24 protein-coding genes, 1 other RNA gene and 1 pseudogene are annotated in these 23,853 nt (G+C 40.8%); 15 read left to right on the top strand and 11 right to left on the bottom strand.

Annotation, left to right across the window (positions count from 1 at the left end; translation table 11 throughout):
- Positions 1 to 580: 580 nt before the first annotated feature.
- Positions 581 to 1,504, bottom strand: coding sequence for a manganese-dependent inorganic pyrophosphatase (locus ACTRWE_RS07805; RefSeq protein ID WP_033104356.1), 924 nt, complete (start codon positions 1,502 to 1,504; stop codon positions 581 to 583).
- Between the two features lie 117 nt (positions 1,505 to 1,621).
- Here ACTRWE_RS07805 and ACTRWE_RS07810 point away from each other — a divergent pair, with 117 nt between their 5' ends.
- Entirely contained in the window at positions 1,622 to 2,122 is a 501-nt protein-coding gene (locus ACTRWE_RS07810; RefSeq protein ID WP_290173084.1) for a hypothetical protein, read from the top strand.
- A gap of 13 nt (positions 2,123 to 2,135) precedes the next feature.
- A complete protein-coding gene (gene mutM / locus ACTRWE_RS07815; RefSeq protein ID WP_462879780.1) occupies positions 2,136 to 2,945 on the top strand; it encodes a bifunctional DNA-formamidopyrimidine glycosylase/DNA-(apurinic or apyrimidinic site) lyase in 810 nt (269 codons plus the stop codon).
- 44 nt (positions 2,946 to 2,989) lie between these two features.
- Here mutM and ACTRWE_RS07820 read toward each other — a convergent pair.
- Positions 2,990 to 3,335: pseudogene (locus ACTRWE_RS07820) on the bottom strand (four helix bundle protein).
- 428 nt (positions 3,336 to 3,763) lie between these two features.
- Here ACTRWE_RS07820 and rplM point away from each other — a divergent pair.
- From rplM to ACTRWE_RS07860, 8 genes are all read left to right on the top strand, one after another.
- Complete coding sequence (gene rplM, locus ACTRWE_RS07825) at positions 3,764 to 4,192, top strand: 50S ribosomal protein L13 (protein WP_002957960.1); 429 nt, start codon at positions 3,764 to 3,766, stop codon at positions 4,190 to 4,192.
- Between the two features lie 8 nt (positions 4,193 to 4,200).
- Entirely contained in the window at positions 4,201 to 4,593 is a 393-nt protein-coding gene (gene rpsI, locus ACTRWE_RS07830; RefSeq protein WP_024600778.1) for a 30S ribosomal protein S9, read from the top strand.
- A gap of 338 nt (positions 4,594 to 4,931) precedes the next feature.
- The gene (locus tag ACTRWE_RS07835) at positions 4,932 to 5,279 is read left to right on the top strand and encodes a four helix bundle protein (protein WP_462879781.1); all 348 of its coding nucleotides are present in this window, start codon (positions 4,932 to 4,934) and stop codon (positions 5,277 to 5,279) included.
- Between the two features lie 565 nt (positions 5,280 to 5,844).
- The gene (gene petA, locus ACTRWE_RS07840; protein ID WP_008110867.1) at positions 5,845 to 6,435 is read left to right on the top strand and encodes a ubiquinol-cytochrome c reductase iron-sulfur subunit; all 591 of its coding nucleotides are present in this window, start codon (positions 5,845 to 5,847) and stop codon (positions 6,433 to 6,435) included.
- Positions 6,435 to 7,700, top strand: a complete 1,266-nt coding sequence (locus ACTRWE_RS07845) for a cytochrome b (RefSeq protein ID WP_008110864.1) — start codon at positions 6,435 to 6,437, stop codon at positions 7,698 to 7,700. Before petA ends, ACTRWE_RS07845 begins: the two co-directional genes overlap by 1 nt.
- The gene (locus tag ACTRWE_RS07850) at positions 7,697 to 8,440 is read left to right on the top strand and encodes a cytochrome c1 (RefSeq protein WP_069440085.1); all 744 of its coding nucleotides are present in this window, start codon (positions 7,697 to 7,699) and stop codon (positions 8,438 to 8,440) included. Before ACTRWE_RS07845 ends, ACTRWE_RS07850 begins: the two co-directional genes overlap by 4 nt.
- Before the next feature lie 79 nt (positions 8,441 to 8,519).
- Positions 8,520 to 9,146, top strand: a complete 627-nt coding sequence (sspA, locus tag ACTRWE_RS07855; protein ID WP_013464041.1) for a stringent starvation protein SspA — start codon at positions 8,520 to 8,522, stop codon at positions 9,144 to 9,146.
- The gene (locus ACTRWE_RS07860) at positions 9,146 to 9,583 is read left to right on the top strand and encodes a ClpXP protease specificity-enhancing factor (RefSeq protein WP_215521949.1); all 438 of its coding nucleotides are present in this window, start codon (positions 9,146 to 9,148) and stop codon (positions 9,581 to 9,583) included. The genes sspA and ACTRWE_RS07860 overlap by 1 nt, the downstream gene beginning before the upstream one ends.
- A 448-nt stretch (positions 9,584 to 10,031) precedes the next feature.
- On the opposite strand, the gene dolP is transcribed toward ACTRWE_RS07860, so the two are convergent.
- The 4 genes from dolP to ACTRWE_RS07880 form a co-directional block, all read right to left on the bottom strand.
- The gene (dolP, locus tag ACTRWE_RS07865) at positions 10,032 to 10,598 is read right to left on the bottom strand and encodes a division/outer membrane stress-associated lipid-binding lipoprotein (protein ID WP_013464043.1); all 567 of its coding nucleotides are present in this window, start codon (positions 10,596 to 10,598) and stop codon (positions 10,032 to 10,034) included.
- The gene (locus tag ACTRWE_RS07870; RefSeq protein WP_013464044.1) at positions 10,591 to 11,184 is read right to left on the bottom strand and encodes an SIS domain-containing protein; all 594 of its coding nucleotides are present in this window, start codon (positions 11,182 to 11,184) and stop codon (positions 10,591 to 10,593) included. The genes dolP and ACTRWE_RS07870 overlap by 8 nt, the downstream gene beginning before the upstream one ends.
- Before the next feature lie 151 nt (positions 11,185 to 11,335).
- Complete coding sequence (locus ACTRWE_RS07875; protein ID WP_058154142.1) at positions 11,336 to 11,707, bottom strand: YraN family protein; 372 nt, start codon at positions 11,705 to 11,707, stop codon at positions 11,336 to 11,338.
- Between the two features lie 9 nt (positions 11,708 to 11,716).
- A complete protein-coding gene (locus tag ACTRWE_RS07880; protein ID WP_013464046.1) occupies positions 11,717 to 13,597 on the bottom strand; it encodes a penicillin-binding protein activator in 1,881 nt (626 codons plus the stop codon).
- Positions 13,598 to 13,657: 60 nt separating this feature from the next.
- Here ACTRWE_RS07880 and rsmI point away from each other — a divergent pair, with 60 nt between their 5' ends.
- Positions 13,658 to 14,515 (top strand): 16S rRNA (cytidine(1402)-2'-O)-methyltransferase, encoded by an 858-nt coding sequence (rsmI, locus tag ACTRWE_RS07885; RefSeq protein ID WP_008468384.1) that lies wholly within the window; start codon positions 13,658 to 13,660, stop codon positions 14,513 to 14,515.
- A gap of 42 nt (positions 14,516 to 14,557) precedes the next feature.
- Positions 14,558 to 14,923: RNase P RNA component class A (rnpB, locus tag ACTRWE_RS07890), an RNA gene on the top strand.
- A gap of 249 nt (positions 14,924 to 15,172) precedes the next feature.
- Here rnpB and ACTRWE_RS07895 read toward each other — a convergent pair.
- Positions 15,173 to 16,276, bottom strand: a complete 1,104-nt coding sequence (locus tag ACTRWE_RS07895; protein WP_058154144.1) for a mechanosensitive ion channel family protein — start codon at positions 16,274 to 16,276, stop codon at positions 15,173 to 15,175.
- A gap of 389 nt (positions 16,277 to 16,665) precedes the next feature.
- Between ACTRWE_RS07895 and ACTRWE_RS07900 the strand changes: the two genes are divergently transcribed.
- Positions 16,666 to 17,613: a YihY/virulence factor BrkB family protein gene (locus tag ACTRWE_RS07900; protein ID WP_008465271.1), complete on the top strand. Its 948-nt coding sequence runs from the start codon at positions 16,666 to 16,668 to the stop codon at positions 17,611 to 17,613.
- 23 nt (positions 17,614 to 17,636) lie between these two features.
- Here ACTRWE_RS07900 and ACTRWE_RS07905 read toward each other — a convergent pair whose 3' ends face one another.
- Positions 17,637 to 20,663 carry a bifunctional diguanylate cyclase/phosphodiesterase gene (locus ACTRWE_RS07905; protein ID WP_462879783.1) on the bottom strand — a complete coding sequence of 1,009 codons (3,027 nt, stop codon included), beginning with the start codon at positions 20,661 to 20,663 and terminating at the stop codon, positions 17,637 to 17,639.
- 254 nt (positions 20,664 to 20,917) lie between these two features.
- On the opposite strand from ACTRWE_RS07905, the gene ACTRWE_RS07910 reads away from it, so the two are divergent.
- Complete coding sequence (locus ACTRWE_RS07910; protein ID WP_013464050.1) at positions 20,918 to 21,763, top strand: pirin family protein; 846 nt, start codon at positions 20,918 to 20,920, stop codon at positions 21,761 to 21,763.
- Between the two features lie 22 nt (positions 21,764 to 21,785).
- Here ACTRWE_RS07910 and ACTRWE_RS07915 read toward each other — a convergent pair whose 3' ends face one another.
- From ACTRWE_RS07915 to ACTRWE_RS07925, 3 genes are read right to left on the bottom strand one after another with little or no spacing between them, the layout of a single operon-like run.
- Positions 21,786 to 22,028, bottom strand: a complete 243-nt coding sequence (locus ACTRWE_RS07915; protein ID WP_008110702.1) for a hypothetical protein — start codon at positions 22,026 to 22,028, stop codon at positions 21,786 to 21,788.
- 13 nt (positions 22,029 to 22,041) lie between these two features.
- Positions 22,042 to 22,482 (bottom strand): hypothetical protein, encoded by a 441-nt coding sequence (locus ACTRWE_RS07920; protein ID WP_462879784.1) that lies wholly within the window; start codon positions 22,480 to 22,482, stop codon positions 22,042 to 22,044.
- Positions 22,483 to 22,487: 5 nt separating this feature from the next.
- Complete coding sequence (locus ACTRWE_RS07925) at positions 22,488 to 22,805, bottom strand: DUF883 domain-containing protein (RefSeq protein WP_462879785.1); 318 nt, start codon at positions 22,803 to 22,805, stop codon at positions 22,488 to 22,490.
- 574 nt (positions 22,806 to 23,379) lie between these two features.
- On the opposite strand from ACTRWE_RS07925, the gene mraZ reads away from it, so the two are divergent.
- A complete protein-coding gene (gene mraZ / locus ACTRWE_RS07930; RefSeq protein ID WP_462879786.1) occupies positions 23,380 to 23,838 on the top strand; it encodes a division/cell wall cluster transcriptional repressor MraZ in 459 nt (152 codons plus the stop codon).
- Positions 23,839 to 23,853 lie beyond the last annotated feature (15 nt).

The following is a 23,853-nucleotide window of genomic DNA, read 5'->3' on the forward strand; positions in this document are numbered from 1 at the left end:
AATATAGCAGGCAATTAATTGGGTTGCTTAATACCTAAATTCTGCGCGAGGTAAACTCCCGCCTACGGGTAGGATTAATATAGAGCTTTATTGTAGGCGGGGCTTTATGCCGCGCAGGGTGTTTGAAATGTTGTGAAAGTGAGCGAGGTAAACTCCCGCCTACGGGTAGGTTAGCATGGGTGTTTTATTGGTAGGCGGGGCTTTATGCCGCGCAGGTTGTTTGAAATGTTGTGAAATTGCGCGAGGTAAACTCCCGCCTACGGGTAGGTTAGCATGGGTGTTTTATTGATAGGCGGGGCTTTATGCCGCGCAGGGTGTTTGAAATGTTGTGAAAGTGCGCGAGGTAAACTCCCGCCTACGGGTAGGATTAATATAGAGTTTTATTGGTAGGCGGGGCTTTATGCCGCGCAGGTTGTTTGAAATGTTGTGAAAGTGCGCGAGGTAAACTCCCGCCTACAGGCATAAAAAAACCTTGCGATGTTAACCGCAAGGTTTTTAAATTTCTCGAACCTCGAACCTCGAACCTCGAACCTCGAACCTCGAACCTCGAACCTCGAATCTCGAATCTCGAACCTCGAATCTAGCTATTAAAAGCGTCTTGTAGTGGTGGTACTACTTGCTTTTTACGGCTCAATACGCCATCTAGCCATACTTTACCGTCTTCTGGCTTTTCACCATAGGCTTGCTCAACAAGGCTGGCATCGTCTGATGCAATCAGCATTTGTGAGCCTTCTTTCATAATGTCGGTTAGTAGTAAAAATACTGAATGACGACCGCCTTCTTCTTTAAGCTTGGCAATGTCGGCTTCAAGGTCGGCTTTAATCTCGTCAAATACTGCAAGGTCAATAACTTCTAACTGACCAATGCCAACAAGGTTACCGTTCATGTTAAAGTCTTTAAAGTCACGCATTACTAAATCACGTACAGGCGTATCTTCAACGGCTGATTTAACGCGGAACATGTCCATGCCTAGTTCTTTAAAGTCTTCAATGCCTGCAATTTCAGCAAGGGCTTCAACACATTTAATATCGGCAGTGGTACAGGTTGGCGATTTAAAAATAACCGTGTCGCTTAATATGGCGCAAAGCATAATGCCAGCAATATCTTTTGGAATCTCTACGTTATAAAAATCGTACATCATCTTAATAATGGTGTTAGAACAACCAACAGGGCGGATCCAGCACTCAAGTGGTGTTGATGAGGTTAGGTCACCTAACTTATGGTGATCTACCACGCCAACAACGCGAGCTTGGTCGATATCATCAGGTGCTTGGGTTTTTTCTGTGTGGTCTACAATATAAACGTCTTCGCCAGCGTAGCTAAGTTTAAGCTCAGGTGCTTCGAAGCCAAATTTATCTAAAATAAACTGTGTTTCTGGTGATACTTCACCAAGGCGGGTTGGAATTGCCGGCTCATCAATTTGGTTTTTTAAATAAGCCAGTGCAATTGCACCACATATTGAATCTGAATCTGGGATTTTATGGCCCACTACATACATTGACATTGACTAAACTCCTTAAAATTTGCCGATATTCTAGCAAAGTATCCAGCTTTTAACATATAGACAGTGCAATTAAGTTTTAGCTAAACTTGAAAACCTTATACAAATTAGGAACTGCATATGCGATTAAGCCGCAAAGGTTGGAACAATGTTATTATTTTTTCTATGTTGATTATGATCTTCTTTTTAAATGGTCTTCATAAAAAGATTGGATCCGATGAAACGCAGGCGCAACTGCAGCCACTACTTCCTGTGCAAAGCTTTGTGTTAACACTTGAATTTAGCGACCAAAAAATTGAGCGTATTGGCACAAGCTGGCGTACTACTGCTTTAATCAAGGAGGTACCGCTTAGTTGGCAAGGTTCAGAGCAGCAACTTAGTGAGCTTGTTTATTTATGGCAAAATACAGCGTTAATGACGACAGCCACACCTGATGCGCTTGATATCAATAAGCCGTTATCGGCAGCGACGTTTGAACTCGCGGGTGAGCCCCTACCTTGGGTGTACTTATTATATGAAGCAAATGGTCAGTATTATCTTCTCGAGAAAACCAGTCAGCGGCTAATGTTGCTTGATTTAAGCACTGCCAAGCAATTATTTCCTAGTTTTACCTTTTCATAAGTGAGTTTTATAAATGCCTGAATTACCAGAAGTAGAAGTTAGCCGCATGGGCATTACCCCCCATGTGCTAAACCAAGTCGTTACTAAGGTAAACATTCATAATGCAAGTATGCGCTGGCCTGTGCCAGATGAGGTATACCAACTTGAGGGGTTGGTGGTTAGCAGTATTGAACGACGTGCAAAATACTTATTGTTAGAGTGCGAGTTAGGCTCGGCTATATTGCATTTGGGTATGTCGGGGAACTTGAGGGTTGTGAACGCCAATGAGCCACTTAAAAAGCATGACCATGTTGAGTTTATTTTAGCGAACAATAAGGCGCTGCGTTTAAATGATCCACGCCGCTTTGGTTGTTGTTTATGGCAAGCACCCAATGAAGAGCATAAGCTACTAGCTAAATTAGGCCCTGAACCACTCACTGATGACTTTTTTGCTAAACGTGTTTATGAGCAATCACGTAATAAAAAAGTGCCCGTTAAGCAGTTTATTATGAATAACGCCGTGGTGGTGGGGGTCGGTAATATTTATGCTAACGAGTCATTATTTAAAGCGGGTATTGACCCTCGTAAAGAAGCCGGAAAGGTAAGCCTTAAAAGCTACCAAGCGTTAATCCCAATTATAAAAGACACTTTAGCCGCTGCAATTACTCAAGGCGGCACAACGTTAAAAGACTTTGCCCAAAGTGACGGTAAGCCTGGCTACTTTGCGCAACAGCTATTAGTGTATGGCCGAAAAGGCCAGCCTTGTGTAAATTGCGATACAGCACTAACAGAAATCCGCCTAGGGCAACGCAGCACTGTTTTTTGTGAGGTGTGTCAGAAGTAGAGAATAGCTGTCAGCTGTAAGTTTTCAGCTGTCAGTAAGAATGGTTACTCACTTGTTTTTATTTTTGCTATCAAACTTGTTAGCATTTTTGACAGCTGGACTGTTTCATTTAGCCAAGACTTACCTATGTCGGTATCAATATAGTTAATATCGATGCCAATATATATTTGGGTTCTTGCCTCAGCAAGCGAAGAGCGAGCGATATCTAAAAAGCGTGTTTTTTCTTTATCACTCTCTTGTCATGCCCTCAGCTATATTACTAGGAACAGATAAACCAGAGCGTGTTAATTGATCTCTAAAGCTAAAGTCTTTAATTAGTTGTGTATTTCTGTAAATATCAGCGCTAAGGCGAGCTGAGCGCTTCCATACATCTAAGTTTTCAAAGTTCATAATACAAAATCCTTATGCTCAGTTTTTATCCTAGTTGATATTTTATTAACTACAAATATCTATTTTCAGCAAGGAAGTATTTTCTGTTGACTCTAAAGTTATAATTAGCTTTTCTGACCGCTGACCGCTGACCGCTGACCGCTGACCGCTGACCGCTGACCGCTGACCGCTGACCGCTGACCGCTGACCGCTGACCGCTGACCGCTGAGTAATAACTTTTCTTGAGGAAAAAACAACCGGCCGGTAGCAATGTGATTTAAGTGCTGGTATACTCCCGCGTCTGCCACGTTGCGTTCTATGTCCTCATATAGTTTAGCCACTTGTGAGCGGCGCAAAAGTCTAAAACTCGAAGGGGTTGTAGCAAACTTAGAGCGGTAGTTAAACATAACTACCTGTGGTTTTAATTGAAAAACATTGGATTTTTATAAATGAAAACGTTTGTTGCTAAACCAGAAACAGTAAAACGTGACTGGTACGTAGTTGACGCTGAAGGTAAAACTTTAGGTCGCATCGCTACTGAAATCGCTCATCGCCTACGCGGTAAGCATAAAGCTGAGTACACACCGCACGTAGATACTGGTGATTACATCATCGTTATTAACGCTGAGAAAGTTACTGTTACTGGTAATAAATTCAAAGACAAAGTGTACTATGCTCACTCTGGTTTCCCAGGTGGTCTTAAGTCTACTACTTTTGATAAACTTCAAGCTGCAAAGCCTGAAATGATCATCGAAAAAGCTGTTAAAGGCATGTTGCCACGTGGTCCTTTAGGCCGCGCCATGTACCGTAAACTTAAAGTTTACGCGGGTACTGAGCACAATCATGCTGCACAACAGCCTCAGGTTCTAGACATTTAAGGAGCACTATCATGGCAAATCAATACTACGGTACAGGTCGTCGTAAAAGTTCAAGTGCTCGCGTATTCTTACGCCCAGGCACTGGTAACATCGTAATCAACAAGCGCTCTTTAGAAGAGTACTTTGGTCGCGAAACAGCACGCATGGTTGTTCGTCAAGCTCTTGAGCTTGTTGACATGACTGAAAAGTTTGACTTACACATCACCGTTGCTGGTGGTGGTACTACTGGTCAAGCTGGTGCTATCCGTCACGGTATCACTCGTGCACTTATGGAGTTTGACGAGTCATTACGTCCACAACTTCGTAAAGCAGGTTTCGTTACTCGTGATGCACGTAAAGTTGAACGTAAGAAAGTGGGTCTTAAGAAAGCGCGTAAGCGTCCACAGTTCTCAAAACGTTAATTTTTACGTTATCAAGAATTCAAAAACCCAGCTTATGCTGGGTTTTTTGTTTTGTAGCTATAAGATTTTGGCTCAAGGTTCAAGGCTCAAGGTTCAAGGTTCAAGGTTCAAGGTTCAAGGTTCAAGGTTCAAGGTTCAAGGTTCAAGGTTCAAGGTTCAAGGTTCAAGGTTCAAGGTTCAAGACTCAAGGAGCAAGGTTCAAAGCTCAAGGTTCAAAGCTCAAGGTTCAAAGCTCAAGGTTCAAGACTCAAGGTTCAAGCTATAAGTTTCATCTAAGCTTTGTGTCTTTCTTATTTTACAGTTATAAGTTAAGCATGTTTTAGCTGACTGGTTATGTTATGAGGTTTGAAGATTTAAGGGTATGGCAACGTTCAGCCGATTTAGCTTGCGAGATTTATTTACATTTTAAGCAGAGTAAAGAGTTTGGTTTAAAAGATCAAATAACACGATCTGCGCTTTCAATTTCTTCAAATATAGCAGAGGGTTATGAACGGGTAACACCTAAAGATTATACTCGATTTTTATCATATTCTAAGGGGAGTTGTGGAGAATTACGCTCTCAAATTTACATTGCATCAAAAATAGGAGAGGTTGATACGACAAAGGCCACTGAATGGATTGAGGAAACTCGTGAGCTTTCCCGTATGATTTCAGCATTGATGAAATCAATCGATGCTTGGAAATAAGAGGTTCAAAATTTAATATTCATTCAAAAATATATGAGTATGTTTCGCCTTTCGCCTTTCGCCTTTCGCCTTTCACCTTTCAGCTTCAATTTTCCCTTTAAGACTAATGTCGACATTAGCTTGATCAAAATAGGCCAAGTATGCGTATTTATTGAACGAAAGCTTAAAAATGACCGACTAACGCAAAAAAAGTTAAATAATTATCGCAATTAGTTTAAATCCATCAGTTAATTGGTGAATTTTTTTGCTACAATTGGCGGGCAAATAAAGTGAATGAGTTTAATGTCGCCAAATTCAGTGGTTACTGTACTTAGTTGGTGAGATTGTACTTGTTTACAAATTGTTTTTACGGAAGCGATACTATAGTCATTTGGTTTCATACTCGAGCTAACTTAATCAACTATTTGAGCAAGTCAGGATTATTCGAGCAGGAGGCTGTGAATAACCTTGTTTTAAACAAGGGTTTTAATTATGATCGTTTCTCTTTTAAAATTCGAAAAATTAACCTGCTGTAACTGATGTTCTCAATATAGCAAGTGTTGAGAATCATAGTGGAGATAAGTGGATGAGCAATGCGCCTGTAGACAATGGCCGACGTCGCTTTTTAACCATAGCTACCTCTGTTGTTGGTGGTGTTGGTGCGGCTGGGGCTGCTGTTCCTTTTATTGCGTCTTGGAATCCAAGTGAGCGAGCTAAATCTGCGGGTGCGCCTGTAGAAGTAGATATCAGCAAACTTGAGCCAGGACAATTAATACGTGTCGAGTGGCGTGGTAAACCTGTATGGGTTGTATCACGGACCCCAAAAATGCTTGAGCAGATGAAAGAACATGAAGGTCAACTTCGTGATCCGCAATCGCAAGAGCCACAACAATTAGAATCATCAACCAATGATTTCCGTTCATTACGCCCAGAGATTTTTGTCGCTGTAGGTATTTGTACGCATTTGGGTTGTTCACCTAGCTTTTTACAAGGTGGCTTTGGTGAGAAAGTGGAAGGGACTGATGACGGTTTTTACTGTCCATGTCACGGTTCTAAGTTTGATATGGCCGGCCGTGTATTTCAATCGGTACCTGCACCATTAAATTTAGAAGTTCCACCATATACTTTTCTTGATGAGACCACTATTTTAGTGGGCGAAGAACAAGGGGTGGCCTAATGTTTGGAAAAATTGTTGAGTGGATAGACGACCGTATCCCAATGACACGTGTTTGGAACATGCACATTGCACAGTATCCAGCACCAAAAAACTTTAACTTCTGGTACTTCTTTGGCTCACTCGCTATGTTAGTACTAGTTAACCAAATCCTTACCGGTATTTGGTTAACGATGAACTATGTACCATCTGCTGAAGGTGCGTTTGCATCAGTAGAATACATCATGCGTGATGTAGAGTACGGTTGGTTATTACGTTATTTGCATTCAACGGGTGCATCTGCGTTCTTCATCGTTGTTTACATGCATATGTTCCGTGGCATGATCTACGGTTCTTACCAAAAACCACGTGAATTACTGTGGTTATTCGGTATGTTTATTTTCCTAGCCCTAATGGCTGAAGCGTTCATGGGTTACTTATTACCATGGGGTCAAATGTCGTTTTGGGGTGCACAGGTAATCATTTCACTGTTCGGCGCTATTCCGGTAATTGGTGATGATTTAACACTGTGGATTCGTGGTGACTACGTTATTTCGGGTGCAACGCTTAACCGCTTCTTTGCATTGCACGTAATAGCATTACCACTGGTTATTGTTATCTTAGTATTTTTACACATTGTTGCATTGCACGAAGTGGGTTCTAACAACCCTGACGGTATTGATAACAAACGTAAAAAAGGAACCGTGGCTGAAGAAGACAAGCCTAAATTTAAGTTCCATGAATACTACACAGATAAAAAAGACATTATTGATGCGATACCGTTCCACCCTTATTACACAGTAAAAGATATTGTGGGTGTGGTTGGCTTCTTAATCTTGTTCTGTTGGGTGGTGTTCTTTATGCCTGCAATGGGTGGTTTCTTCCTAGAAGCGCCAAACTTTGAACCGGCAAACCCACTTAAAACACCAGCGCATATTTTCCCTGTTTGGTACTTTACGCCGTTTTATGCAATCTTACGTGCGATTCCAGACAAGCTAATGGGTGTTGCAGCAATGGGTGCATCTATTGTCGTGCTAGCATTATTGCCTTGGATTGACCGTGGTTCGGTTCGTTCAGTTCGTTACCGTTGTGGTTTCCACAAATGGAACATTGCAGGCTTTGTAGTTACTTTCGTTCTTTTAGGTTGGGTTGGTGCTACACCTCAAACTGACTTTAAAACGCTTGTTTCGCAAATCTGTACTGTGACTTACTTTATGTTCTTCGTACTGTTATTTGTTTACAGTAAGAATGAAAAAACTAAGCCATTGCCTGAGAGGTTAACGAAATGATGAAAAAGCTACTTATTGGTTTATTCGCTTTATCAGTAAACGTATTACCAGCAATGGCGGCAGGCCCGTCAGTTCCTCTAATGGAAGCGGGTAACGATATATCTGATCAACCTTCTTTGCAACGTGGCGCAAAGTTGTTCATGAACTACTGTCTTGGTTGTCACCAAATGCAGTATCAACGTTATGAACGTACTTTCCGCGATATTGGTATTCCAACAGAGATTGGTCAAGAGCAACTTATTTTTGATGGTTCAAAAGTAGGTAGTCATATCAATAATGCAATGAAGAAAGAAGATGCTGCAAAATGGTTTGGTGCGGCTCCGCCGGATCTAACAAATGTTGCGCGTGTGCGTGGCAGTGATTGGATTTATACCTATTTAAAATCGTTTTACAAAGATGAATCTCGTCCGTTTGGCGTAAATAATACGTTATTCCCATCGGTGGGTATGCCACATGTTCTTCAAGAGTTGCAAGGTGTTCCTACTGCAATTACTGAAGAAGTAACAGTAGATGGTAAAACAACCACTCATATTACTGGTACAGAAACAGATGGTACGGGCGAATTAAGTGTAGATGAATATGACCAAGCAGTTCGTGATTTAACGAATTTCCTAGAGTATGTAGGTGAACCTACACGTCTCGAATCGGAAGCGCTAGGTATTAAGGTACTTGGATTCTTAGTGATTCTATTTATCTTGGCATTTATGCTGAAGAAAGAATACTGGAGAGATGTTCATTAAGTTTGAACATATTTAAAGGTAATTTTGCAATAGGGGCTTAAGCCCCTATTGCTGTTTTAGTTATTTAATGGAGGTAGGCATGGCCGTAGCTGCCAATAAGCGCCCTGTAATGACCCTTTTTTCTGGTGCTAACTGTATGTATAGCCACCAAGTACGCATTGTACTTGCTGAAAAAGGTGTAAGTGTAGATATTCATATGGCTGAAAAGGATAATCTGCCAGAAGCACTTCACGAAATTAACCCTTACGGCACAGTGCCAACACTGATTGACCGTGAGCTTGGTTTATATCAGGCAAACATCATCATGGAATACCTTGATGAACGTTTTCCTCATCCTCCACTAATGCCTGTATACCCGGTCATGCGTGGTCGTAGTCGTTTAATGATGCACCGTATTGATACTGATTGGTACAGCCTAGCTGAAAAAATCATTAACAACACGTCTGAAGCAGCGCAAGCGCGTAAAGAGCTGACAGAAGCATTACTTGCAATAGCACCCATCTTTAGTGAAGCGCCTTACTTTATGAGTGAAGAGTTTAGCTTAGTTGATTGTTACTTAGCTCCACTATTATGGCGTTTACCTGAGTTTGGTATTGAGCTAAATGGTGCAGGCTCTAAAGAACTTAAAGAGTATATGATCCGTTTATTTGAACGTGAATCATTCCAAGCTTCTTTAACTGAAGCAGAGCGTGAGATCCGTTTATAATGACCTCTAATCGTCCTTATTTACTACGCGCTTTTTTTGATTGGATTGTTGATAACGAATGCACACCACACTTAGTGGTTAATGCTGATTTTCCTGCAGTGCAAGTGCCAACACAGTTTGTCCAAGACGGCCAAATTGTACTGAACATAAGCCCTTCAGCGGTTACGCAGTTTTCGTTAGATAATTCTCAGCTTAGCTTTAACGCACGCTTTGGCGGTCAGCCAATGCAAGTGTACGTGCCTTTAGGGGCTGTACTTGCAATATATGCACGCGAAAATGGCGAAGGCACAGTCTTTACTGCAGATGAGTTTTTAGAGGACGAAGACGATTTTGCTCCAGAGCTTGAAAGTGTTGATTCATCACCTGAAATAGTTGATGAAACACCTGATCCTAAGCCTGAAAAGAAAAAAGGCTCACATTTACGCGTTATAAAATAACCCTTAAATGTTAGATAAAAACCGCTTAATAAGCGGTTTTTTTATGCCTGATTAAAAGTAGGCGAAAGGTGAAAGGGAAAAGGTGAAAGTTCACGGGCGACGAGCTGCGAGAAACGGGTTGAGATTGATTGGTGTAGCTGCGGGTTTATTCCGCGCATGTGGTTTTAGGTAATAAATTTATTCACAAAGAGGTTAAGAGACGCTGTGCTTTTAGAGCTAGTGAAAAAACAATTAATCACTCGGGCTCATGGTTATTGTTTTCTCATTTACTGCTCATTCACTTCTCTTTGTGTATATGGTTTTTTAAGCGGGTTCATTGTCTACAGGTATAAAAAAACCTTGCGATGTTAACCGCAAGGTTTTTAAATTTCTCGAACCTCGAACCTCGAACCTCGAACCTCGAACCTCGAACCTCGAACCTCGAACCTCGAATCTCGAACCTTATTCTTTACAAATACTCAAACACTTTAATAACGCGCTCTACGCCAGAGATATTACGGGCAATATTAACGGCTTGGTTTGCTTCAGCGTCAGATACTAGCCCCATTAAGTATACTTCGGCATTTTCAGTCACTACCTTTATATTATTACTGCTGATGTTTTCAGCCGCTAAAAGCTGCGCTTTTACTTTTGAGGTTAACCATGAGTCGTGAGTTTGCGTGGTAATACCAATATTTGAGCCAATGCGTAGTTGGTTGTGAATTTTACGAATGCCAGATAGGTTCTCAATGGTTTTAAACGCTTGGTTTTTCATTTCTTGGTTAGGAACTTGCCCTACCATTAAAACCACGCCATTAACGCTTATAACGCTGATATGAGCAAACTTATTAAGACGTTCATCTTCACTAATAGCAATGCTGGCTTTTATTTCAATGTTGTTGTCGTCTATTTGCGAGCCAATGGTTCGTCTATCGTTTGCTGCAGTAACAGCACTGGCTGTGCCGGCCACTACAGCAGCAGCACAACCTTGTAATAACACAACGGTGCCTAAAATAATCAGGGAGCGTTTAAACATAATTTTCATCCTGCGGGAAAAGAGTTAAATCTACCAATTCACTTAAACAGTGAAGGTTAACTAAATGCGATTCAATAATGCGACTAGGGCGTTTAGACGGTGTACGTATTTCTACATCGTTGTGCCCAAGTAAGCCAACGAGTTCGCCACCATCATCACCTACCATTACTATGACCTTCATATCTTTGGTTAGTGCCGCTTCTACTGCAGAAATTATATGTTTTTCATTGCCATTAATTGCTAATGCAAGGAGCAAATCACCTTGCTGAGCAAAGGCACGTACTTGGCGTGCAAAGGTATCGTGGTCATCTATTTGATGGCCTTGACCTAGGTTAATATTTTCTTGCGAAAGGGCAATTGCAGGTAAGCAAGGGCGCTCTGTTTCGTAAAAGTTTACTAATACGCCAGCCATGTGTTGTGCCAACATGTGGCAGTTTGCTGTGCCGCAACATATCAGTTTATTACCATTGATCAGGCTTTGTGCAATGGTGAATGCCGCTGACTCCAATGCGCTAGGAAGTACTTCACCTGCTGCAATTTGAACTTGAATACTTTCTTTAAAAATTTCTTTTATTGTGTCTTGCATGGATTACCAACAATTAATATCTAATTCTGTGTGAGCTCACACCCGCTTTATTAAGGATGATGATTTTTAGAAGCAGCTTGTTAATTTTTAACTACGCATTAATGCATTTAGCTGTTGTAATAATTGCTCACTCATTTGTATGTGCTCGGTATTAAAATACGTTTTTTAGCCAGTTTATGTGTAGTGATGGCTCGCCTGTTATAGCAACATAATCAATACGTAATGGCTGATTCTTTAAGTTTTTAGCCGCGAGGTAATGATAAATAGTTCGTCTTAATTTTTCTTGCTTTTGCGGGCTTAAAGCATAATTAGCGCCGCCTTTTATATTATTTTTACGAAACTTAACCTCAACAAACACTAAGGTGTCACCGTCTTTCATAATGACATCAAGTTCGCCATAGGGGCAGTAGTAATTACGCTCAATCGCTTTTAAGCCTTGTGCTTCTAAATACTTTTGCGCTTGGCGCTCATAATACTGGCCTTTTTCACGACTATTTTGCCACAGCTGTTTAAACCACGACATGTCGACCCCTTAGTTAATTATGGTTATGCCATCGTTAGCTGATTGCATAAATAGCGGTACAGGGCGTTGTGTTTTTAACTCCACCGGTTTTATTCGGCGGTTGCTGTACTGAGCCCATTGCAGTGAACGTTCAATATCACCGGCACTATTAATCGACAATTTACCGCTCAACCCTGAAAAGTATTTATCGGGTGTAACACTCAATTGCCTAATATCGTTAAGCATGGTGACGGAATCATAAGCCATCGCAAATAAACGTTGGCTTATATCGGCTTGTTCAGGCCATAAATCATTGTATTGCTGACGCAGATTATGTTGCTTAATTTGTGAGTCTAACATCCAAGGCAGTTCAGTAAAGTAGAGTCCGTCTAAATCACCTTTGTCAGTGGTATCTATTTGCTTACTGTGGCTTTTAGAGCTGGCGTAAATGGGAATTCTATCGGCAAAGGTACTCACATTAACATCAAGGTAAGGCTTAATTAATCGGGTTTCAATGGCGTCGCCGAGTATGTAGATGGCATCAATATCTCCACGTGAGCGTGTTTCGCTTTCAACTTCTTTATTAAAAAGTGCTTTAACAGATTTAATACGTTCTTTTGACTTATCAACTTCTAACAAGCTAGTAATCGTATTGGGCATATCTTTGTTATCGTTGTAAAAACCAACTTGCGTGGTTGTTTCACTATAGCGTTGCCACTGCAGATTAAAGTAGTCAACTAAGCGCTGGCCATTGGTATTATTTGGCGCTAGCAACATCGGCTTTTGATAACCCTGTGCTAAAAAGTGCTCTAGCGTTTGCTGTACTTCATGTTCAGGATTAAGCGCAAAAAAGTAATGTTGCAGCGAGGTTCTTTCGCCATCAAAGGTATTTAAATGTAAGGTGGGTATATCGAGTAATGTATTGGTATTAGCGAGCTTATCTATATTGGCTTTTAATAGTGGACCAATAACAAAGTCAGGCTGTAACTGAGAAATTTGTGCGCTCAACGCTTCTGTTTCAGTGTTTTCATCTATAAACAGTGTTTCGTTGATCTCTTTTTTATCAAGCGCTGCCAATATACCGGCTTTTAAGGCATCCCCAAGGCGCTTATTAGCACCTGACTGAGGCAGTAAAACAACCAAACGCTCAATATTAATTGGCGCTAATTCATTAGCATACGTTTCTTGTTTTGGCAGTACATTGTTACCAGGATGCCCAAGGTAACGGCGGCGCCAATTATTAATGGCTTGGTCTAAATCAACCGAGCTGTTGGCGTAAACTTGATGATACAAAGCTAAGTTAACCCAACCTTGTTGGATCACAGAACCACGGTTAAATCGTTCTAATGCGTAAGATGAGAGTTGCTTTAAATTTTTCCAAAGTGCATCACTAAGCTGAGGAATTGAAATAGTGTTTTTAGTTGCAGATTCTGACGCCGCAAAAAAATAGGGTGCAGCACGTTTTGGCAAGTTTTGAGAAGCAAAAATGCTGGCAGTTAAAAATTGGTGCCAGGCAAAATGTTCGGGTTGCTTGAGTTGTCCCTCAAGTGAGTTTAATACTTCAAGTGCTTGCTGGTTTTTATTCTGCTCTTTTTGTGCAAAGGCAATATATAAACGGTTTTGAATTTGATCAACACTGGCAGTAAGTGCAAGTTCGCTACATATTGTTTCGAGTAGCGGCCAGTTTTCTTCAGTAATCGCGCTATCACGGGCACTATAAAGCAGTTGAATTTTATCTGCACCAAAACGGTTTTGCGCTAATTGATAAATCGATTGCGCGTTCAGTGCTTCATTTTTCAGCGTATTGGCACTGCTATTTAAGTTATCGCTGGTTTTAGTTGGTTTTTCGGTTGTGCTACACGCCGATAACCCTGACAATATAATTAATAGACTAACTAGTTTAAGTCGCACAATGATTTCCCATACGTTAACGCGATTTGCTTATATTACTGACTGACGCAGGAGACCTCAATGTTAAATGAGGAGAATTCACAGAAAATTGGCACTCTTTACGTTGTTGCCACCCCAATCGGCAATTATGACGACTTAAGTCAGCGTGCAATCGCGACATTATCGCAGGTTGACTTAATCGCTGCTGAAGACACTCGCCATACTGGCAAGCTACTCAGCCACTTTGGTATTAAGGCTAAAACCTTTGCGTTACATGACCATAATGAAAAGCAAAAAGCGCAGCAAATTATCGACCAACTTAATCAAGGGTTAAATATTGCATTAGTATCCGATGCCGGCACGCCGCTTATAAGCGACCCTGGTTATGCCGTTGTTAATTTATGCCGTGAGCAGGGCGCACTTGTAACACCTGTACCTGGTGCATGCGCTGCTATTACGGCGGTATGTTGTTCAGGGCTGCCAACCGACCGTTTTCAGTTTGTTGGCTTTACGCCCGCTAAAAGTAAAGCACGCCAAGATTTTTTTATTGATGCGGTTAACTCAAGTATTACCAGTATTATGTATGAAAGTACCCACCGTATTATGGCAAGCTTAGACGATTTAGAAGCAGCGCTAGGTGGTGAGCAGCAAGTGGTATTTGCCAAAGAGCTCACTAAAACATTTGAAACCTTTTTTAATGGCACAGTGACTGAGTTAAAGCAGTTTTTAACTGACGATCCTACTAAACAGCGCGGTGAAATAGTACTCATGCTGCCGGGTAAACCTAAGGTAGTTGACGATATTCCGCCAGAGGCACGCAAAATGTTAGCGCTACTTGAAAACGAAATGCCAATGAAAAAAGCCTGTGGCGTGGTGGCCGATTACTTTGGTATGAAGAAAAACGCGCTGTATAAAACAATTATTGAAGAAAAACAGTAAATGTTTACTGCGTAGTGTGGTGCTCTCATGTATACTGCGCGCCGAGTTAGCCAAGATAATCGCTGCCTGCAACGAAAATGCGCAGGGGGAGGAAAGTCCGGGCTCCACAGGGCAGAGTGCCAGTTAACGGCTGGGGGGCGTGAGCCCACGACAAGTGCAGCAGAGAGAAGACCGCCAATCTTCGGATTGGTAAGGGTGAAAGGGTGCGGTAAGAGCGCACCGGGCCGCTAGTAATAGTCGGTTGCAAGGTAAACTCCACTCGGAGCAAGACCAAATAGGGTTCCTTATGGCGTGGCCCACGTTGGAACCGGGTAGGTTGCTTGAGCCATAGAGCGATTTATGGCCTAGACGAATGATTATCACTTTCTTCGGAAAGGACAGAACCCGGCTTACCGGCTAACTCACTCATTCAATAAAAAAGCCCGCAGTTAACGCTGCGGGCTTTTTTGTGTTTGGAATAAGCTGTCAGGTTGCGGGCGGCGAGCTTCGGGTTGCGGGCTTAAAACCTAAACTCGACGCGAGACTAACTATCGCCTTCAGGCATAAAAAACCTTGTAATGTTAACCGCAAGGCTTTTAAATTTCTCGAACCTCGAACCTCGAACCTCGAACCTCGAACCTCGAACCTCGAACCTCGAACCTCGAACCTCGAACCTATCTATATAATATTTTTACCCTGCTCTGGGTCGCGTGATTCATCGGCTTGCTCGCGAATATCATCCGTATCACTACTTACATCATCAATACTGTGTTCATGCTCTGTGGTTTTATGTTTTTGAATATGTGATTGCTCGTTAATTTCTTCTGTTGTCTCTGTTTTAGCTTCGCTTGCTATGGGATAAATATCTTCACCTTGGCTATTGAGCAATATACGCTCTCTGGCATTGTCAGGCATACTTATATTATGTTGCGTAAAACTATTGATTAACTCTCGCATAAGCTGTGAGGCTACTTTTACCGTGCTGTATTGTTCGCCGTTGACCCAAAAGTAAACGGTAAAGTTAATAGTGGCGGAGCCTAAGTTATCAATCAATACTTGGGGAGGTGGATCGCTAAGCACAGAGGTTTGCTGCGATATTATACTAATTGCCAGACTTTGTGCGTCGCGAATGTCATTATCGTAGCCAATACCGATTGAAAAATGACCGCGCATTTTTGGATTAGCGGTTAAGTTTTTAATGGTATTTTTATACACAGTCGCATTGGGTATTTGAATATGATTGCCATCGTAGTCAACTAAAGTGGTTGCCCGTGCAGTTACTTTTTTAACAATACCAATTCTGCCATCAACTTCTATTACATCATCTATTTTAAATGGACGCTGTACACTTAAAAGTAAACTGGCAATAAAGTTCTCAGCAATATCCCGAAAGGCAAAGCCTAAAATAAGCCCAATTAATCCGGTACCACTCATAATTGCGACCGCGAATTCGGTAAGTCCTGCCAAGCGTAAAAATAGATAAAACCCGAGTAAAATAATTAAGGTGCTAATACCTCGCCTAGCAACTAGATGTACTAATTTACTCTTGGTCATGTAGGTAACAGGCTTTATTAACAAGCGTGATAATGGTGTGGCAATTAAATAACTAATCACCAAAATAACAATCCCTAATAATAAAGTGGGCAGTAATTGCATGAATGTGTGTAGTAATTGCACGCTTTGATCTTTTAAAAAGCTCCAGGAAATAGAGTTTGGCTTAACGGTGTCGATTGCTGGAATTGATGTGTTATTAGCGAGTGTTGCAATTAAAGCACTGAGCATAGAGGTCATCCGTGTTAGGTCGAAGTAATTAGGGTCTGTGTTAAACAATAGCAGCAAGTCTAGGGTCTGTTGACCTTTGCGTATTAATATTTGTTCAAACTAGGGGCAATTTAATCGCGGCGCGAGGTTTGTAACCTAGTGGGCTAAGTAAAAGCCGAGCAACAAAGAGTTAATTGCCCCTAGGCAGAACCCTTCGGGCAGCGCCTGTTTGGCATTAATGCTACGTTATCGCCTATTTATGGGGAGTAACCACACCACTTAGGCTCTGCCTTGCCTAAACACCAAACAGACTGCTGCAAATTTAACCTTGAAAGTTCAACAGACCCTAATACCAAGCAGTATTTGTTTGGCAAACATTTTGCTACTTAATTAGAAAAAGGGAGTTAACTATGAGTGACTTTAAGCGTGGCCAAAGAGCCAAGCAGCCTAACCATATCCCTCTGCGTGGCTGGTGGGATATTACAAGGCGAATAGTAAAACAAATGAGCCGTGATAATTTATCTTTAGTGGCGGCTGGCGTGGCATTTTATGCGTTACTGGCTATTTTTCCCGCCATTGCGGCATTGGTGTCTGTGTATGCTTATTTTGCATCACCGAATGATATTAGTGTGTATTTAAGTCAGTTTATGGCGTTATTACCACAAAGCACTCAAGAAATTATTTTATCTCAAGTTTCAAGTCTTGCGCAAAAGTCACAAACTAGTTTAAGCCTTAGTGCGCTGGGTACTTTACTGTTAACTATCTGGAGTAGCTCTAAGGGCAGCCAAGCGTTGATCACAGCATGTAATATTAGTTATCACGAATACGAAAAACGCTCATTCTTAAAGGCGCAACTTGTGCGTTTGTTATTTTCAGTGGGTGCAATTGTGGTGGCTGTAATAGCACTGGTAATTATAGGTATATTACCGCTAGCGCTTAATTTACTCGGAATTAAAGAGAGTATTGATTTTTTAATCATGCTTATATCATGGCCGTTGCTGGCATTGACCTTTAACTTTGCATTATTAATTTTATACCGTTATGCGCCTCACAGAAAAGCAGCTAAATGGCGCTGGGTTACCGTGGGCTCATTCACCGCCACCGTATTATGGATTGTGGCATCTTTTGGCTTTTCATTTTATGTATCTCATTTTGCTAGTTACAACGAAACATATGGCTCTTTAGGTGGAGTGGTTATTATGCTTATGTGGCTATTTATTAGCGCTTATATCATTATTTTGGGAGCCACAATCAATGCTGCGTTAGAGCAGCAAACTGCTCAAGACAGCACCATTGGACCAGATAAAAAAAGAGGGCAGCGAGGTGCGTATGTAGCAGACCACCTCGACACAAAATAACCAGTATTAGGGCTAAATGACTTTTATTTTAAACTAATTACTTGATTTGTTGTTATCAGCTGCATAAACGAGGCTTTGTGCAGCGGCTTTGAAAACAAATAGCCCTGGCCATAATCACAACCGGCCTCAAGTAATAAATCCATTTGTAATTTTGTTTCTATGCCTTCGGCAATCACTTTTAAACCAAGCTGATGAGCCATCATGATAATTGCTTCACACAAAGCCAGCTCTTGACTGCCTTTTTGAATATTATCAACAAAGCGTTTATCTATTTTTAGGTAGTCGGTATCCATTTCTTGCAAGTAAGCAAGCGATGAATAACCGGTGCCAAAGTCATCAAGGGCCAATTGCATACCTGACTTAACCAAGGCTTTCAAACGACTTTGGGTAAGTTCTTCCGGGTTAACCATTAAGCCTTCAGTAATTTCGGCCACAATCGCTGAGGCTGGTATATTTGCCGTTGCTAGCATATCGTACCATTCGTCTATGCCGCTATCGACGGTTGCCAATTGCACTGGTGAAACGTTAATGCTTATTTGAAATTCATCTTGAATGTGTTTTTTAATATCATTAAGTGTTTGTAGTGCCTCAGCAAATACAAATTGACCCAGCGCATTTATTTGTCTGGTTTCTTCAGCAAGAGGAATAAAGTCAGCAGGGCTGATCAGGCCTTTTTCTGGGTGTTGCCAACGAATAAGTCCCTCAGCTTTATGAACGTGTAAATCATTAAGCGATACGATAGGTTGGTAATACAATTCAAATTGTTCTAGCTCTATAGCTGAGCGAAGCTCTTTGAGTAGTTGCATTCTTGCGTTTGCATCTTCACGCATATCATGTGAGAAAAATTCAAAGCCATTGCGACCGCTATTTTTTGCTTTATACATAGCTTGGTCAGCGGCTTTAAGTAATTGCTCTGGATTTTGGCCATCATCTGGCGCGCAGGCAATACCAATACTGGCACTGATATACACTTTTTCATCTTCAATAAAAATAGTGGAGGCAAGGCTAAGCAAAAGTGATTTTGCCATTTGCTTTATATTATCGCTGCCATGTAAATCACTAAATACAACAACAAACTCGTCTCCGCCAATTCGTGCTACAAAGTCAGCCTCTTTGGCCGTTTGCACAATTCGCTCAGATACTAACTTAAGTAATCTATCGCCGTAATGGTGGCCCAATGTGTCGTTAATATCTTTAAAATGATCAATATCTAATAGCATAATGACCAGTTTTTGATCTGCATTGGTCAGGTTTGCGAATCGTAGGTTTAAGCGCTCTTTTAGTTCTAATCGATTAGGCAAGTCGGTTAAATGATCAAAGTGCGCTTGTCGCCAAATTAATTCATCTGCTTGTTTTTTCTCGGTTAGGTCGGTAAAAATAGCAATACGACTAGTCGGGGCTTTATTTTTATCGTAAATAGTATCGATGGTTAACCATTCAACATACAGCTCGCCATTTTTACGACGATTGGTTATTTCACCTTGCCAACGCCCTGTTTTATTGAGCGATTGCCACATGTAATTATAAAACTGCTTATCGTGTTTACCCGATGATAAAATACCAATAGTTTGATTGAGAGCTTCTCTTCGAGAATACAAAGTTGTTTCACAAAACGCAGGGTTCACATCATAAATAACCCCATTTTCATCCGTGATTGCCATGCCTTCACTGCTGTTGTTGTAAACTAATGACGCTAAATGCAACGATTCTTGATTTTGCTTTCGTTGCGTGATGTTACTAATAACGATAATAAACTCATCGGCTTTTTTCATTGGGCTAATTTTAGCTTCATAAAAATGATTATCTTGTTTATGTTCAAGCTCAACAGTGACAGGGGCGTTCAGGGGTATTAAGTACCCTTGCACTTGTTTTAAATTAGCATCAGAGAATAAACACGATAATTTTTTAGGGGGTGTTGAATGGCTATAATTTAACGATTTAATACGTCCACCGGTATCAAGAATATTGCCATTGGCATCTACGCGTAAAAAAGCATCGGGTAATGCATTAAGCAAGCTATTGAGCTCGTCATGCTTATGTTTAAGGCATGCTTCAGCCGTTAAGCGAGTTTCGGCCATGTATTTAAAACGATGGTAAAGTCTATTTAGCTCAGGACTATTGGGCTGCTCATCGTCATGAGGCATATTACCGGCCGCTAAGCGGTTTACCGCCTGCGTTAAACTTTTAATCGGATTTAAAATGCTTTTATTGACCAGTCGTCTGGCCAATACAGCTAAAAGAAGAATAGTAATTAAAAACCCTAAAACCATTTTTACAAAGTTAATATCTATCTGCTCAATCATTTTATCAACTGGCTGAGTAATATAAATTGACAGTTGATTACCGCTATTATCTTTATAAAGCGTTGTGTGATTGTAAATTCGGCTCGCCCCATCATTCCCTCTGTAAATTATTCCGGCTTGTTGGCTATGATCAAGGTCTTCATTGGTTATTTTTTTACCTAATCGATCGGCTGAAAAAGGAAACTTAGCTAAAACTAAGCCGTTAGAATCAGTAATCACTGCGCGTGAATTATTGGGCAGATTTAAATTATTAAGCGCTGAATTCCACCATTGCAAAGCAATAGAGGCTACTAACATACCTGTAATTTGGCCGTTTTCATCTAATATTGGCGAAGCAAAAGCGAGATTGGGTGCATGTATGCTTCTACCAATTTGGTAACTGCCTATTGAAAATGTTTTAGTTGTGAGGGCATGTTGAAAGTATTGACGATCTCTAATATTTATATTTTGGTTTTTACCCTTTGTTGCACACAGAATATCGCCTTGGCGATTGTAAATACTTACATTAGCAATGTTGCTATACAATGTTTGCAAGTCTAAAAAGTAAGACGGGCAATTGGCCGACATTTTGGTAATGCTTAAATTCTTGTTTGCTAAGAATAAATTTAAGCGTTTTACATCATCAATAATATTTTTTTGCTGCAAAACTAAATGATCAGCAATATGCATTACTTTTTTTTCACTTTCTTTAAGTGCTGCATCGCGACTAAACCATAAGGTAATTAAGATCACAGCGATCCCAGGCATGCAAATTAGCATAAGTAGTCGATAAAGCTGATGTTTTAATGATGCAGTAAAAATAATCGTATCCAAATAAATATAGGGTAAAACTCTGACCAATAATTCTACTATAAATAACCTTTAATGTACTAAGGTTATATCGCAAATATTAAATTTACTTTTATTGTATATAACTGAAATTTATTAATTAATTTTCGGGTAGAGTCATAATAATAAATTAATATTTTATACTTTTACTTAACCTATTTTAGGCAACAAAAATGAAAATAACCAAAGTACTAACTGCTTATGCTACCCAAGATGGGGATGGTGTTAATATTCGTCGTATTCCAGGATTTGATGGTAAATATTTAGATCCATTTTTAATGATAGATGAACTTAAATCTGACGATGAAAGTGATTATATTGGTGGCTTTCCTCCTCATCCTCATAGGGGGATCGAAACCTTTACCTATATTTTAAAAGGCGGGTTTGAACATCAAGACCAAATGGGTAACAAAAAGGCGATTCGTGCGGGTGACGTACAATGGATGAGTACCGGTAGCGGTGTTATGCACAGTGAAATGCCCCTTGCCGATGCTGAACAAGGCTTACATGGTTTTCAAATTTGGCTCAATATGCCAAGTGCTCAAAAAATGCGTGAGCCTCAATACCAAGATACCACAGAGCATCCAGCACCGAGTTTTACTAATCAACAAGGTGTTTCACTTAAAGCCTTAGCAGGGACATGGCAATTTGAATCACACCAATTGGCTGCAAGCTTACAAAATTTAGCTGCTAATGGTGCTATAGCCGATGTAGCTTTGCCTGCGGGTGAAGGGCTTAATTTACCGGCTTTAAAACAGCAAAAAGTGATGATTTATATTCATACAGGCTCATTAATATCTCAGACCGGTGACGTGTTTAATGCGGGTAATTTGCTTATATTAGAACCATTGAGTGACATTGCATTACAGGCAAAGAAAACGGCGGGGGTTCTTATTTTAGCAGGCGATCCACTTAACCAGCCAATTGCGCACATGGGACCTTTTGTAATGACCACCGAGGCTGAAATTCGCCAGGCTGTTAGCGATTATCAAAATGGTTTTTTTGGCTCATTGTCGTGATGAATCGATGCGGGAATGACTTTTAAGCAAGTAGCTTTAATAACCAAGTGTATTTTTTTATCGTGTTAGCATCACCTTTAGCAGACTCAACTACAGCGCCAGCTGCAAACGCACTGGCGAGCCCCACTTTTGTTGCTGCAAAGCGCTTGGCTCTGTATTTTATAGCTGCAAGATGCTGACGTTTTAGCTCTGATCGCATAACAACTTCTTTATCTAGCTGTTGCACGCGAGCGTTCGGTGAGTTGATCAAATAATTGATTAACATAATTGTGTGTGCCTTATAATTTAAGCAGCTGCTTTAGGCTATTTAGCGTTTTAGTAAAGCCAATTTTTTTGCTTAGATAAACGGCGTTTCGCCACAGCCAAACTAAGCATAAAATTTGTAGGCTGATCACCACTGCAATGCTCAGCCAAATAGAGCTAAACAGATCAAAGGTGGCAAAGCCTACAATACCTAAAAATCCCACCCACAGTAACACCAAGCCACTGGCAAAACATCCTAGTAGAATGGTGATCAGTGCTAAGGATCTTAGCGATAGCTTCCACTCTGCTATTGCCAGCTGATGTGTCAACTTTCCTTGTTGGTGATAATCATCCTTGAGCTGCGCTGCATAATCAGCAAGCTTAGCAATATGATCTTGCCAGTCATCGGCGTGTTTTGCCGATGACGGCGAATCTGTCCCTTGTGATTCACTTGGTGTTGAGTGTTGGTTTTGCATTAGTATTACTTACGACGAAACAGTGCTGTAACTAACATACCAGCAGCAAACGCCAGACCCGCCGTTGCTAATGGGTTTTCTGATGCGAGTTGACGCGTTTTAGACGAACACTCTGCTAGTTTCTCACGAGCGGCTAACTGCTTTTCATTAAGCGTTTCAGCTGAGCTGCTTGCGCCTTTACGTACACCATTTTCAGCTACCGCCGCTTTACTTGATAATGCATCAACTGCGTCATGCGCTGCTGATGTCGCTTTATCTGTTAGCGGTGCTTCAATCTCTTGTTTTGCATCAATAGAAGTTTTGCTCTTTGTTGCCGTAGCCATAATCAATCCTTAATAGTTTTTTAAAAGTAATTATTTAGATGCAATGATTAAACCAGTCTTTAACCTGTTGTTTTATATGAATTGTATTTTATTTACGAATTTTGAGTGGGTTTATAGCTGTAACTATTGCGACAACAGTTTGTAATTTTTACAAACTAGGACGTGTTGATCATTCGAGATTGATTTTTTCTTTGTCCACTCAGTTACAAACCTCGCGACGCGATTAAACCGCATCTAGTTTGACCAAACTCTAATTCACAAAGGTCAGCAGGGCTCAAATAAATTGTAATTATTCACTGTTTATTCATTAAGCAAATAATGCCAACGAGCTAATAAAAAGAACGATAAAAAATTTTTTACTGGCTGATCAGATTTTTTATTAAACAATTCAACCGCTTTAATCGGAGCCTTATTTTTTCAGGCTTCGCGGGGTGCTAAAGCTGGGTGACTTACTTGACAAAAAGGCTTGTCAAGCCCTAAACTGGAGCACTGTGGTAAAAAGTGGTGTTTAGTGGATCAAACTGGATCGGGTTAATCAAAAAGTTGATTAAAATAAATTTACAATAGGCTTTTTATGTTTCGTGGCGCAAGTTCACTGAGTTTGGATGATAAAGGACGTTTTGCGGTACCGACTAAGTACCGAGATACGCTATTGTCTGAAGATCAGGGAACGGTAATTTGCACAGTTGCACTCAATGAGCCTTGCCTTTGGTTATACCCTCTTGCTGAATGGCTAGAAATAGAAAGCCGTTTAGCAAAAATATCTAATATGAATCCTAGAGCACGACGGATGCAACGTATGTTGTTAGGTAATGCGACAGAATATCAGCTTGATAAAAACGGTCGAATTTTGTTGGCGCCTTCATTGCGCTCACATGCAGAACTTGGCAAAAAAATTATGCTGGTGGGTTTAATGAATAAATTTGAAATTTGGGATGAAGCACGTTGGCACGAGCAGATGCGCCAAGACACTGAGCTTGAAAGGCTCGGTGATTTTGAACCGAATGACGATTTAAATAACTTCACCCTCTAGCAGCAAAATAAAAGG

Source organism: Pseudoalteromonas sp. G5_S1_54_S4, from assembly GCF_054968565.1.